Origin of the sequence: Pseudalkalibacillus sp. SCS-8 (assembly GCF_040126055.1) — a bacterium.
GTDB lineage: Bacteria > Bacillota > Bacilli > Bacillales > Fictibacillaceae > Pseudalkalibacillus > Pseudalkalibacillus nanhaiensis.
This window is the reverse complement of sequence record NZ_CP143541.1, coordinates 2765579-2779219: the sequence shown is the minus strand read 5'-3', so window position 1 is coordinate 2779219 and position 13641 is coordinate 2765579. Positions and strand designations below refer to the sequence as shown.

Annotated in this window: 14 protein-coding genes and 1 other annotated feature; of the genes, 9 read left to right on the top strand and 5 right to left on the bottom strand. The window is 44.4% G+C overall.

All coding sequences use genetic code 11. From position 1 onward, the window contains the following. Positions 1-46 precede the first annotated feature (46 nt). The gene (locus V1497_RS14435; protein WP_349408228.1) at positions 47-619 is read right to left on the bottom strand and encodes a class I SAM-dependent methyltransferase; all 573 of its coding nucleotides are present in this window, start codon (positions 617-619) and stop codon (positions 47-49) included. Continuing rightward, entirely contained in the window at positions 616-1569 is a 954-nt protein-coding gene (locus V1497_RS14430) for a TIGR01212 family radical SAM protein (protein WP_349408227.1), read from the bottom strand. Before V1497_RS14430 ends, V1497_RS14435 begins: the two co-directional genes overlap by 4 nt. A 184-nt stretch (positions 1570-1753) precedes the next feature. Here V1497_RS14430 and V1497_RS14425 point away from each other — a divergent pair, with 184 nt between their 5' ends. The 7 genes from V1497_RS14425 to V1497_RS14395 all read left to right on the top strand — a co-directional run bounded on the left by V1497_RS14425 (position 1754) and on the right by V1497_RS14395 (position 8650). Beyond that, complete coding sequence (locus V1497_RS14425; protein WP_349408226.1) at positions 1754-2941, top strand: MFS transporter; 1188 nt, start codon at positions 1754-1756, stop codon at positions 2939-2941. Between the two features lie 82 nt (positions 2942-3023). Further along, positions 3024-3665: a phosphatase PAP2 family protein gene (locus V1497_RS14420; protein ID WP_349408225.1), complete on the top strand. Its 642-nt coding sequence runs from the start codon at positions 3024-3026 to the stop codon at positions 3663-3665. Positions 3666-3677: 12 nt separating this feature from the next. Beyond that, positions 3678-4229 carry an HD domain-containing protein gene (locus tag V1497_RS14415; protein WP_349408224.1) on the top strand — a complete coding sequence of 184 codons (552 nt, stop codon included), beginning with the start codon at positions 3678-3680 and terminating at the stop codon, positions 4227-4229. 100 nt (positions 4230-4329) lie between these two features. Further along, positions 4330-4565: a binding site (T-box leader), on the top strand. Positions 4566-4967: 402 nt separating this feature from the next. Beyond that, the gene (leuS, locus tag V1497_RS14410) at positions 4968-7385 is read left to right on the top strand and encodes a leucine--tRNA ligase (RefSeq protein ID WP_349408223.1); all 2418 of its coding nucleotides are present in this window, start codon (positions 4968-4970) and stop codon (positions 7383-7385) included. 287 nt (positions 7386-7672) lie between these two features. Then, on the top strand, positions 7673-8002 hold the full coding sequence (locus tag V1497_RS14405; protein WP_414703566.1) for a rhodanese-like domain-containing protein: 330 nt from the start codon (positions 7673-7675) through the stop codon (positions 8000-8002). A 33-nt stretch (positions 8003-8035) separates the two neighbouring features. Further along, positions 8036-8365: a rhodanese-like domain-containing protein gene (locus tag V1497_RS14400; RefSeq protein ID WP_349408222.1), complete on the top strand. Its 330-nt coding sequence runs from the start codon at positions 8036-8038 to the stop codon at positions 8363-8365. Between the two features lie 93 nt (positions 8366-8458). Further along, complete coding sequence (locus V1497_RS14395) at positions 8459-8650, top strand: sporulation protein Cse60 (protein ID WP_349408221.1); 192 nt, start codon at positions 8459-8461, stop codon at positions 8648-8650. Positions 8651-8682: 32 nt separating this feature from the next. On the opposite strand, the gene V1497_RS14390 is transcribed toward V1497_RS14395, so the two are convergent. Beyond that, positions 8683-9159: a GNAT family N-acetyltransferase gene (locus V1497_RS14390; RefSeq protein WP_349408220.1), complete on the bottom strand. Its 477-nt coding sequence runs from the start codon at positions 9157-9159 to the stop codon at positions 8683-8685. An 11-nt stretch (positions 9160-9170) separates the two neighbouring features. Then, positions 9171-10433: an NAD(P)/FAD-dependent oxidoreductase gene (locus V1497_RS14385; RefSeq protein WP_349408219.1), complete on the bottom strand. Its 1263-nt coding sequence runs from the start codon at positions 10431-10433 to the stop codon at positions 9171-9173. A gap of 182 nt (positions 10434-10615) precedes the next feature. On the opposite strand from V1497_RS14385, the gene V1497_RS14380 reads away from it, so the two are divergent. Next, a complete protein-coding gene (locus V1497_RS14380) occupies positions 10616-12253 on the top strand; it encodes a polysaccharide biosynthesis protein (protein ID WP_349408218.1) in 1638 nt (545 codons plus the stop codon). A gap of 95 nt (positions 12254-12348) precedes the next feature. Here the strand turns inward: V1497_RS14380 and V1497_RS14375 are convergent, their stop codons facing one another. Beyond that, complete coding sequence (locus tag V1497_RS14375; protein WP_349410833.1) at positions 12349-12780, bottom strand: DUF6884 domain-containing protein; 432 nt, start codon at positions 12778-12780, stop codon at positions 12349-12351. A 126-nt stretch (positions 12781-12906) separates the two neighbouring features. Here V1497_RS14375 and V1497_RS14370 point away from each other — a divergent pair, with 126 nt between their 5' ends. Then, the gene (locus V1497_RS14370; protein ID WP_349410832.1) at positions 12907-13590 is read left to right on the top strand and encodes a pseudouridine synthase; all 684 of its coding nucleotides are present in this window, start codon (positions 12907-12909) and stop codon (positions 13588-13590) included. Positions 13591-13641 lie beyond the last annotated feature (51 nt).

Here is a 13641-nt window from a genome sequence, read left to right as displayed (position 1 = left end):
GTCCTTCATCAACATGATGAAGGACAAATTTTTATGCTTATTCCGTTTACCTTTTTTCTATGGCGATGAGGAACGGAGGATTGTTTTTCTGATTGAGAAATTGATATTGCAGGACGTGGGCTTTCGTTTGATCGAGCTCGTGTAAATAGGTCATGAGTGCCTCTTTCTCTTCGTTACCACCTTCATGGCCGTAATAGACGACGAGGACAATCAATCCACCTGGCTTTAAAATGTCTAGCAATCCTTCAATCGCGTTTAAAGTGGAGTCAGGCTTGGTAATGACTTCTTTATCGCTTCCCGGTAGGTAACCGAGGTTGAATACCGCAGCATGGATTTGACCGTGCTTTTCTTGAGGCACAACCTGCTTGATGTCTGCATGACTTCTCAAATGGATTTCCGCGCGATCCGCCATCCCTTCATCCTTCAACCGTTCAAGCGTCTTCTCAATGGCCTGTTCTTGGATGTCAAAGCCGTAGACACGACCGTTTTCACCAACCAATTTTGCTAAAAACAATGTGTCATGCCCGTTTCCGACAGTTGCATCGACTGCAACACCACCAGGCTCTATAACCTTTTCCAGTAACTCTTTCGCATAGGGCAATACTCGGCTTAGATTCATGGAGCTGTCACCTCAGTAGGCTGATAAAATTTCCCTTGAAAGCTGCCGCGGCTTTCAAGCTCAGCTTCAATCGAATTCAATACATTCCATTTGTTTAAGCTCCACATTGGTCCGATCATCAACTCAGCTGGACCGTCGCCAGTAAGGCGATGGACCATCATGTCGGGCGGGAGGATTTCAAGTTGGTCGCAGACGAGCTTGATATACGTGTCAAAATCAAGAAACTCGACAAGCCCTTTTTCATACTGCTTGACCATCGGCGTCTTTTTTAAAAGATGTAATAGATGGATTTTGATGCCTTGGACATCGAGCTTAGCGACTTCCCGTGCGGTTTCCATCATCATTTCAGGCGTTTCCTGTGGAAGCCCATTAATGATATGGGAGCACACGCGAATGCCGTGTTTCCGAAGCTTATTCACTCCCTTAACGTAGCATGCATAATCGTGTGCACGGTTGATCAGCTGTGCTGTTTCTTCATGGACCGTCTGTAATCCGAGCTCGATCCAAAGGTACGTGCGCTCGTTCAGCTCAGCTAGGTATTCGACGACATCGTCCGGCAGACAATCGGGACGTGTTGCAATAGCGAGCCCGACGACGCCTTCCTGCTCCAGAATCACTTCGAACTTCTCTCGCAATTCTTCAACAGGGGCATGTGTATTGGTGAACGCTTGAAAATACCCGATGTATTTTCCGTTTTTCCATTTCCTGTGCATCCGTTCCTTAATCGTATGAAATTGCTTCACCAGATCATCACGCCTGTCTCCTGCAAAATCACCCGATCCACTCTGAGAGCAAAAGGTGCAACCACCCGATGCAACAGTACCGTCACGATTCGGACAATCAAAACCACCATCAATCGGAACCTTGATGATCTTTTCACCAAAATGCTCCTTTAAATGTTTATTCCAAGTAAAATAGCGTTTATCTCCAAAATGAGAAGGTATCGACATAAGCTTCCCTTTCTAGTAAAAAATGATTTGATAGGGCTATTTTAGCATGGGGCCATGACACACGCCAAACCGAGTTTGACTTGTGAAAAAAACATTGTGCTTCCGGTGAAAAAGGAATACAATTTCTATGATTCAATCACATAAATTTTTACAGTTGAGCATGTTGAACGGAGGGCGTTTATAGGTGCCAAAGCCTCTTTGGTTGTTAGTAATCGGTATGATCATCAATGTGACAGGTGCTTCTTTTCTTTGGCCTCTTAACACGGTATATATTCACGACCATCTTGGAAAGACGTTGACGATTGCTGGGCTTGTCCTGATGGGCAATGCGGGGGCAGGTGTCATTGGTAACTTGATAGGTGGCGCACTGTTTGATCGAGTTGGAGGATATCGGTCCATTTTGTTTGGGATCGGTGTCACGTTTACCAGTTCACTAGGGCTTGTGTTTTTTCACAGCTTTATTCCATATCTGATTTTCTTGATATTGCTCGGATTCGGGGGCGGAATGGTTTTTCCGTCGATGTACGCATACGCAGGGACGGTTTGGAAGGAAGGCGGCCGAAAGGCTTATAATGCGATGTACGTTGCACAAAATGTCGGTGTTGCAGTTGGTGCGGCAGCTGGAGGGCTGCTCGCCTCTTTCAACTTCACCTGGATTTTCATCGGCAATACGGTCATGTATCTCATCTTTTTTGTCATTGCTGTGATTGGATATCGCAACCTTACCCACAATTCGGCTTCGCCAGTTGTTAAAAGTGTCCTCGATGAACGGCTCGTTATCAAAAGTAAGTCGCGGTTCCGAGCGCTCATATGGCTTTGTATCGCCTATTTCATTTGCTGGCTCGCATACGTCCAATGGCAGTCCACCATTGCTTCGTTTACTCAGGACATCGGCATTTCATTAAGTCATTATAGCCTGCTATGGACAGTTAATGGTGCACTCATCGTGTTAGGGCAGCCGTTGCTTTCGTTTGTCGTGAAAAATTGGCTAAGATTTACGAAAACCCAAATTATCGTGGGAATCAGTATTTTCATGATTTCTTTCCTCGTTGCCTCGCAGTCACATGCTTTTATTGGGCTGATGACCGCAATGGTCATACTGACGATCGGAGAAATGCTCGTCTGGCCAGCGGTACCGACAATTGCTGGTGAACTTGCTCCTAAGGGGCGTGAGGGTTTTTACCAGGGGGTGGTCAACAGCACGGCAACTGGAGGTCGAATGTTCGGCCCAATTGTCGGAGGATTGATTGTGGATTTGACCGGCATTCAATCGATGTTTTACGTTATCTTCTTTTTGCTGATCATCAGCTTGTTTATCGCGGTCATTCATGATCGGAAAATTGTTCCCGAAGCTTCATCGCAAGTTGCCTAGAAAACCGTCACAGACGGTTTTTTTATTTTGAAAAATAAAATCGGTGCTGAGTAATAGAATAAAAGAAGAAAGGGGTGGGACAATGGAGGGAAGATCAGATGAGTGGCAAAAGCTTTTCATTATTTCAGTAGTATTATTGTGTGTGTTTCTTTTCCTGGGCTATTCTTATAATAATCTGACTAGCATTGATTTATGGCTGATGAAGCATGTTTGGTATTTCAGGACCGAATGGCTGACTCCAGCAATGTTCTTCATCACTGACCTGGGCTCGAAGTATGTAACCTTACCTTTGATGTACATATTGGTCATTTATTTTCTTATTAAACGAAACCCCAAGCTTTCCTTATTGATCATCTTCAACTTGATCGGGGCCAGAGAAATGAATAAGTGGTTGAAGACGATCTATAACAGGACAAGACCGAATGAGCTTCCATTGATCCATGAAAGTGGATTGAGCTTTCCAAGCGGTCATTCGATGAATTCAGCCGCCTTCATCGGTTTTCTCGGCTATCTCCTTTGGAAGCATTTGCGAAATCAAGGAGAGGAAGCAGGCTATATCCTTGTATTGACGTGGATGTTGGTTGGTTTGATTGGCTTCAGCAGGGTGTACCTGGGGGTCCATTTTCCAAGTGATATCGTTGGAGGTTTTACAGCAGGTGGACTTTGGCTTATTCTTACCGTAATGGTCATGAAGCGATTAAACATAAAGGTCGGTTCTACATAAAGGGGTGTTCATATGGAAAAATGCAAGAAAGCGGAAGCATTAGCGAAGCAAGCTCATGACGGTCAAGTTCGTAAATTGACTGGTGAACCCTATGTAGTCCATCCGATTTCTGTAGCTGAAACGTTAAAGGAAGCAGGCTTATCCGAAGATCTGATTATAGCGGGGTATCTGCATGACGCAGTGGAGGATACAGCGCTTGAGTTTGAGGATATCAAACGCGAATTCGGACGAAAAGTAGTGGATATCGTACAAGGAAATACGGAAGATAAAAGCAGATCCTGGCTAGAACGGAAACAACATACGGTCGATTATATAAAAGAGGCCCCATTTGAGATGAAAGCACTCATTGTCGCGGATAAACTCGACAATCTTAAAAGTGTCATCGAGGCGTACGAATCCGAGGGTGATGCGATATGGGAAAAGTTCAAAGGGGACAAGACGAAGCAAAGGTGGTATTACAAGAGTATCGTGGAAAATGCCTTTGTCGGTCTGGAGGGTATCGAGATTCCCCCATTCTTTTATACATATAAAAAGCTGGTAGAAGATTTTTTCGGAGATGTATAAAAGTGGGTTAAAACGCCTATCCTGATAGATGTCTATTTTCAGAAAAAACCTTGACAATTTCTGAGAACCTGCATACAATACAAATTACATTCTTCACAAATTCAAGGCGAAGAAGAGGAATAGTAAAATAGTCAACGGTCCTAGAGAGTTGGCGGCTGCTGGAAAGCCAACCCGAACACTATTTGAACTCGCCTCCGAGCCATAAACGTGAACATCCGAAGTAGCGTTTATCGTTTCTCCGCGATAAGGAGCTTGAGTGAGTGCACGTTTCATTTATGCACTAATGCGGGTGGTACCGCGGGAAGGTTATTGTTTATTCAACCTCTCGTCCCTGATGTTTTAGATCAGTGGCGGGAGGTTTTTATTATTTTCTCTGGCGATTGATGAACGGCGAATTTCGTCGTTAACTCGTTACTCCGGTTCTCGGACTGCGACGCCTTGACCTCATCGCTCCTCTTTCCACAGGGGGAAGTTGATGAGCTTCTGATTTCTGCGTTTGCGATAGTAAACTTGTACTAATTTCAGGAATTATGGGCAGAATTTCAGGAATTGAAAGCAATTTTTCCGGAAATCACCTTGAAAATTCAGGGATTAACCCTAAACTTTCAGGAATTACACCTGAAAATTCAGGAATGGAACAACTACCACATCATCAGAGGGTCCTGCACCCTTTAGATATACAAACATACCAGATGAAATCATACTTAAAACATATAAAAGAATGGGAGTGGCTTACTAATGGCTTTCGATCATCAGCAAATTGAGCGCAAGTGGCAATCGTTTTGGGAAGAGAACAAAACGTTCAAGACGGAATTCGAACCAGGAAAGAAAAAATTCTACGCGTTGGATATGTTCCCTTATCCATCGGGTGCGGGGCTTCACGTCGGGCATCCGGAAGGGTACACGGCGACAGACATCGTCGCGCGAATGAAGAGGATGCAGGGCTACAACGTGCTTCATCCGATCGGATGGGATGCATTCGGTCTTCCAGCAGAGCAATACGCATTGGATACAGGGAATGACCCGGCTGATTTTACCGAGCAGAACATCAACACGTTCCGCCGTCAGATCAAGGAATTAGGATTCTCCTACGACTGGGATCGCGAAGTGAACACGACGGATCCGAATTACTACAAGTGGACGCAGTGGATTTTTCTACAGCTTTATAAAAAGGGCTTGGCTTATATCGACGAGGTTCCGGTCAACTGGTGCCCTGCATTGGGAACAGTCCTTGCAAACGAGGAAGTCATCGACGGTAAAAGTGAACGTGGTGGACATCCGGTCATCCGTAAACCGATGAAGCAGTGGATGTTAAAGATTACGGCGTATGCAGATCGCTTACTTGAAGACCTTGAAGAATTGGACTGGCCGGAAAGCTTGAAGGAAATGCAGCGTAACTGGATCGGCCGATCTGAAGGAGCGGAAATCACGTTTGATATCGCGAACTCCGACAAAACAGTGACCGTCTTTACGACTCGTCCTGACACATTGTTCGGTGCGACTTACATGGTATTGGCGCCAGAACACGCCTATGTTGACGAGATTACGTCACCTGAGCAAAAAGAAGCGGTTGAAGCTTACAAAAAAGAAATTAGCACGAAGAGTGACTTGGAGCGTACCGAGCTTGCGAAAGAAAAGACCGGAGTATTCACAGGCGCTTATGCCATCAATCCTGCGAATGGTGAGCAAATCCCGGTTTGGATCGCGGATTACGTATTAGTGAGCTACGGAACAGGTGCCATCATGGCGGTACCTGGGCACGACGAGCGTGACTATGAATTCGCGACGAAGTTCGAGCTTCCAATCGTTGAAGTTGTAAAAGGTGGCGACCTTTCGAAAGAGGCATATACGGAAGATGGCGAAATCGTCAACTCCGATTTCTTGAACGGAATGAACAAGGAACAAGCGATTTCGAAAATGATCGAGTGGTTAGAACAGAACAACAAAGGTGAGAAGAAAATTACGTATCGTCTACGTGACTGGTTGTTCAGCCGTCAACGCTACTGGGGCGAGCCGATTCCGATCATCCATTGGGAAGACGGCACGATGAGCGCAGTGCCTGAAGAAGAATTGCCGTTGACCCTTCCGAAAACAAGCAACATAAAGCCTTCCGGAACAGGCGAATCACCGCTTGCGAACATTGAAGAGTGGGTGAACGTCGTCGATCCGGAAACGGGTAAAAAAGGTCGTCGAGAAACGAATACAATGCCGCAATGGGCAGGAAGCTGCTGGTACTACTTGCGTTACATTGATCCGACGAACAACGACGAGTTGGCGTCTGAAGAGAAGCTGAAGCATTGGCTTCCAGTCGACTTGTACATTGGTGGAGCGGAGCACGCAGTCCTTCACTTATTGTACGCGCGCTTCTGGCATAAGGTTTTATATGATGTAGGTGTTGTGCCGACGAAAGAGCCGTTCCAACGCTTGTACAACCAGGGTATGATCCTTGGGGAGAACAACGAGAAGATGAGTAAGTCGAAGGGGAATGTCGTGAACCCTGACGATATCGTAAAATCACATGGCGGTGACACGTTGCGCTTGTACGAAATGTTCATGGGACCATTGGATGCGAGCATCGCTTGGTCCGAAAGTGGACTGGACGGCTCCCGCCGATTCTTGGATCGTGTATGGCGACTGTTTGTTGAAGAGAATGGCTCGATCTCTGGTAAGATCCAGGATGTTCAAGCTTCCGAGGACTTCGAGCGCATCTATCATCAAACCGTGAAGAAAGTATCCGAAGACTATGAAGAGTTGCGATTCAACGTCGGGATCTCCCAGTTGATGGTCTTCATCAACGAAGCGTATAAGCAGGATGTATTACCGAAAGCGTTGATGGAAGGATTCGTCAAATTGCTGTCTCCGGTTGCTCCTCATATTACAGAAGAGCTATGGGAGAAACTAGGGAACACAGGATCCATCGCATACTCCGAGTGGCCAACATTCGATGAATCCAAGTTGACGGAAAACGAAGTGGAAATCGTCGTCCAGATCAACGGAAAAGTACGTGCGAAATTGTTGGTACCGACAGATGCAGATAAAGGACAAATGGAAGAAATCGCACTTTCCGACGACAAAGTAAAAGAAAACATCGAAGGAAAGACGGTCCGCAAAGTCATCGCGGTTCCAGGCAAATTGGTCAACATCGTGGCAAATTAATACGAATGAGGAAGGATTGCTCCTGCATGGAGCAATCCTTTTTTAAAATGATTGAATCACTCTTGCGGGTCTTTTTTACCAAATTCAGGAATTGGATGTAGTTTTTCAGGAATTCATCCTCAATTTTCAGGAATTCACCCTCAACTTTCAGGAATTCCACCACGAAATTCAGGAATCCGCCTCAAATTTTCAGGAATTCCACCTTCCAAAATCAATCCCTTTACTTTTTTTAGTGAAGTTATTAAAATAAGTGACGAAAGAGCAAAGATATAAATGATTTAATATAGATGGAAGGAATGATTTGGATGGAGGACTATACGGTTAAAACCATTACACCTGAAGAAGTTGAAAAGCTGTTGAAAGAAGGAAATGACGTTTCAATTATAGATGTGCGTGAGGACGAAGAGGTTGCAGCAGGAAAAATTCCTGCAGCGAAGCATATCCGTCTTTCTGAAATTCCAGAGCGTTTGGATGAAATCGAGAAGGACAAAGAGCATATCATGGTTTGTCGTTCTGGAAGACGTAGTGAAAATGCGAGCCTTTTCCTACAGGAACAAGGCTATAAAGTGAAGAACATGACTGGCGGCATGCTTGAGTGGGAAGGCGACACGAAGTAACATGTCCGAAAAGAAAGGGGAAGTGAGACACTAATGATATGGGAAATGATTTTGCTGGTTGCAGCAGCGTATCTCTTTTTCTCCTATATCCTTCCTTATATAAAGCTCAAAACGTTTGAGCAAGGTGCGTTGGACGAATATTGCATGATTGATATCCGGGATTACCAATTATCCCATCGGAATCCATTCCATATGACGACGAAGAACATTCCATTATCTTATTTGCCTCGTACGACGAAGGAAGAAGACATCTGTGATCAAGATATCGTCGTCATTGCGGAATCGAAAATCGCCGCTGCAATGGCCGCGCGCATTTTGAAAAAGAAAACGAAGAAGTTTATCTATTACGTCACAGTATCCTGATATCCTGACAAAAGTAGAAGACTTTCGTCAAAGGATTTGACACACCCCTGGGTGAATTTTACGTTAAGTGAAATTCCCTGGGGGTGTTTTTGCATGTTAAAGGTGAAAATTTTCGAGGCAGAGCATGAAGAGGATCTTGAGGAATCAGTGAATGATTTCCTTGCAACCCTACTACCATCAAAATTCATCGAAATCCAATACCAGGTATCCATTGCGACTGATGAGGAATCGGAAGAATTTGAAACGCTCTACAGCTTCTCTGCATTGATTCTCTATAAGGAATAATCCCATTTCCAAATAAAAAAGAGCTGAGTAAATCAGCTCTTGTTATATACCTCTTCAGTCTTTCGACGGATCCCCATCAAACCATTATCCTTGTTTTCATATACTTCAAAACCGTACTGGCGATAGAGTCCTTGTGCATCCCGGGTCACGAGCATCAATCTTCTTAATCCTTGCAGATCAGGGTGAGTCATCACGTTCTCCATCAACCATTTGGATAAACCCTTTCCCCTGTGTTCTTTTAGGATGAAAACGTCCGCCAAATACCCGAACGTTGCATAATCCGTAATGACGCGAGCGAATCCCACTTGAGCCCCGATTTCCTCATTTTCATGATCATAAGAGAAAAGGCCAAAGCATAATGAATGCTGGATCGAGGTTTCTACGGTTTTATAATCGATTCCATTCGCCCAATAGGATTCGTGACGTAAATAGTGATGAATAAGAGGTACATCCATGACATTTTTTTCAGTAGTAAGTGCATAATCGCCTTTAACCTGAAAATCGACCATCTACGATCCTCCTAAGTACGATCCATGGCTGCATTCGTGCCGGCAAGGTGTCCTGTGACGAATGCGCACGTGATGTTATATCCTCCCGTATATCCATGAATGTCCAATATCTCACCGCAAAAGTACAAGTTATCAATGAATTTTGAACGCATCGTCTGAGGCTCCACCTCTTTAGTCGAAACGCCTCCACCTGTGACAAAGGCTTTTTCAATCGGTAATGTTCCGTTTACAGTAAATGTAAAACTTGTTACGAGGCCTGCAAAATCACGTAGAGCAGAGTGAGAGAGCTGGGAATAGACGGTTTCAAGTGGAATCTCTGCCCGTTCGAGTAAAAAGTGGAGGTACCGCTCTGGAATCCACCCTTTTAATGCATTTTTGATCGCCTTTTTCGGCTCGTCCTTCAAGATTTTCATCAGTTCCTGGAACACTTGCTCTTGGTTTTTGTCTGGCATAAGATTGATTTGCATGTTCACTTTGCCGTCTTTGCTTTTCTTAAGTGCTTTTACGACAAATTGACTGCAACGGAGCACGGCAGGGCCGGAAATACCTAAATGGGTGAAAATCATGTCCATCCGATGGGTGACGATCGGTTTACCGTTCGGTTTCAAAACACTGAGAGCCACATCTCGTAAAGAAAGTCCTTGCAGCGTTTTGTTTTTAATAAAATCTTCATCTGAGGTCAAAGGAACCTCAGTCGGGTAGAGTTCAGTAATCGTATGCCCGGCATCCCTCGCCCAAGCATAACCATCACCGGTTGATCCCGTATGAGGAACGGACTTTCCGCCGACAGCGATGATGACAGCATCACTGTCAATTCTTTCGCCATCTTCGAGAAGAATTCCTTTCGCGCGTTGCTCATCATAAAGCACGTTCTTTACCTTCGTCTTCGTCCGGATATCAACGCCCAGCTCCTTGATTTTCTTAAGCATGGCATCCACGACGGATTGTGCTTTGTCATTGACAGGGAACATCCTGCCGTGATCTTCTTCTTTCAGTTGGATACCCAAGCCCTCGAAGAAGGCAATAATATCTTCATTATTGAAAATGTTAAAGGCACTGTATAAGAATTTCCCGTTACCGGGTATATGCTTGATGATTTCTTCAATCGGAAGGCGGTTCGTCACATTACATCGTCCACCGCCGGATATCGCAAGCTTCCTTCCGAGTTTGTTCCCCTTGTCGACTAACAAGACGGAAGCCCCGTTGGAAGCGCTGGCTACAGCAGACATGAGACCGGATGGCCCTCCTCCGATTATGATGACATCGTATTTCATGATCATAAAACACCTACTTTTCCTTCACTACAATGTAAGATACCATGTTTAATATGAAAAAGAAATCAATGAGAAGACTGAGAGCCGGTACGGTTACGAATCGAAAAGCTTTCACGAATGCCATGTTACTATGGTAAAATACTTAAGATTACATGTAACGTCTTTGGGAGTTGGAAGTATATATGTCAAAGTTGATTCGCGGCACCCTTATATTGACTGCTGCTACTTTCTTTTCTAAATTTCTCGGCTTAATTTTCATCATTCCGTTTGAATGGCTCGTCGAAACGGACGATGCATCCGGGGGAGCACTTTATAGCTATGCGTACATCCCTTATGCGATTTTTCTGAGCATATCGACCTTAGGGCTACCATTAGCCGTTTCCAAATTTGTATCAAAATATAATGCATTAGGCGATTACATCACGAGCAGGAGGCTTTTGAAATCCGGACTCGTTGTTATGACGTTAAGCGGCTTTATCGCTTTTCTGGCGCTGTTCTTCTCAGCTGAATGGATTGCCCAGATGCAAGTAGGCAGCGATGGAAAAGAAGGAAATTCGATTGAAGATGTCACATTCGTCATCCGACTTGTATCAATTGCCTTGATCATCGTACCGTTGATGAGTATGATCAGAGGATATTTTCAAGGCTTCCAATCGATGGGGCCTACAGGTATGTCCCAGGTTGTTGAACAAATTGTACGTGTCGGATTCATTTTAGTCAGTGCGTTTCTCGTCATGAAGGTCTTCAACGGAGAGGTGAGCACTGCTGTCGGGTTTGCGACATTTGCCGCTTTCGTCGGCGCATTATCCTCTCTAATGGTCTTGGTATGGTATTGGAGAAGACGTCGGAAGCATTTGAACAAGCTTCTGGAGGACAGTGTTGATCATAAAATTTCTTTACCGAAAATATACATGGAGCTTCTCCGCTATGCCGTCCCTTTCGTAGCAGTCGGGCTCGCGATTCCTTTGTATCAGGTCATCGACATGTTCACGATTAATAAAGCCTTGCAGAGCGGCCTGGGGTATGGTCAAGCGAAAGCAGAAGCATTCTATGCTGTCATGCAGACGTATTCACAAAAGTTGATCATGATTCCTGTCTCGCTATCAACGGGTCTTGCTTTGACGGTCATCCCTTTGATTACGTCCCTTTATACGAAGAAGGATTTCAAAGTCATGCAAAGCCAGATCACGAAAACCTTTGAAATCATCCTGTTTTTGACGTTGCCTGCGGGAATCGGACTAGCACTCCTTGGACTGCCGGCATATTCGTTCCTTTTCTCAAGCAACATCGAGATTGGTGGCTATGTTCTTAGCTGGTATGCACCGACGGCGATCTTGTTTGCGTTATTCACGGTTACTGCAGCGATCCTGCAAGGGATCAACAAGCAGCGATTCGCGGTTTATAGTTTACTGGCCGGTGTATTCATAAAAATCAGCTTGAATTATGTATTGATTTCATCTTTTGGGATCATTGGTGCAATCATCAGCACTAACCTGGGGTACCTGTTATCGATTACGATTAATCTGTTAATCATCAAACAAGCGGCACAGTTCTCTTTCCGTCCGATCATCAAGAGAGCGACTCTGATTGGGATGTTCATCGGTATGATGGTCATCACGGTACTGCTGACCAAATGGGGAGTCGAATCATTAGTAGGTACAGACTACAGCAGCACATGGACCTCTGTAGCTGTCTTATCGGTGAGTGTAATTGCAGGAGCAGGAGTTTATCTTTATATGAGCTACTTCTCAGGGCTCCTACAACACATATTTGGAGATCGGATCGACCGGATATTCCGTCGTCGATTACGTGCAAATTAAAGAGGCCTTTTCAGGTCTCTCTTTTTTTAAGCTGCGATTTGAGAGATTCTTTGTAGGATAAACTAATAGTGGATTAATTATGATGCCGCTGAATTCTAATCTGATGAAGCGCCCTTCATCTGTGCATCGAGCCATGCCAATTGCTGCCCGATTCCAAGACCCTTCATCGGTATCTCGTAATCGTAACCTCTTTGCTCAAGCTGAGGTTCCAGATGGTCCCGGTAAACCTTCCCGCCATGAAGATAAACAACGATGTCATCAGGAGATTCATACTTTTGAAAGGTATCAATAACGTTTCTTGCCCATACCTTCTTCTCCATGATCGAGAACGTTTTAATGGATAGGTCATACGGTTCCAACGTTTGATCTGGTAGTAATAATCCGTCTTTTGCGTTATAGAAATAAAATCGATCATAGTGCCTTTTTGCATATTCAACGGATTTCTGAAACAATGGGCTCGTATAAAAATCAAGCACTGGTGCTGAATGACCTAATTTTTTTCTACCTGTCGCAAGCAAGCCGATCATTTGTTTCAAAGGTACCCCTCCTTTTGGACTATCTTCCCTTATTATACACTTTTAATCAAAAATTAAGCTACTGATTTACAATTGCTGGGAGGTCGTTTCGTGAGAATAGATAAATTGTTAGCCAATATGAATTATGGAAGTCGTAAAGATGTAAAAAAGCTATTGAAAAACGGTTTGGTGACGGTGAACGGTGACCGTGTGAAAAATGGGAAAACTCATGTTGCTCCAGACGGAGATGTCATCATGGTGGCAGGGGAGGAAGTCGTCTATGTGGAACACATCTATCTCATGTTGAATAAGCCTGATGGTGTCATTTCTGCTACCGAAGATCATCTTCACGATACAGTCCTTGATTTACTTGATGAGGAGCATATCCATTTCGAACCTTTCCCTGTAGGACGACTGGATAAGGACACGGAAGGCCTACTCCTCCTTACGAACGACGGACAACTTGCACATGAACTGCTCTCACCGAAAAAACATGTACCGAAAACGTACTACGCCAAAATTGATGGTAAAGTAACTGACGAAGATCGAGTTTACTTTAAAAAAGGTGTCACCTTGGATGATGGCTATGTAACAAAGCCAGCTGAGCTTACGATTCTAAAAAATGGTGATGGATCGGAAATCGAACTCACCATAACAGAAGGTAAATTCCATCAAGTCAAACGCATGTTTGAAGCGGTTGGAAAAAAGGTTGTTTATTTGAAGCGTATCTCCATGGGCCCTTTGCAGCTTGATCCAAACCTTTCACCTGGTGAGTATCGCCCACTTGAATCTAATGAAATTGACCTATTGAAGGGTCGATAAAATAGGTCCTCCAGGTTGTTTTATTCCCCGTTAGGTAGGGTATTAATCAAA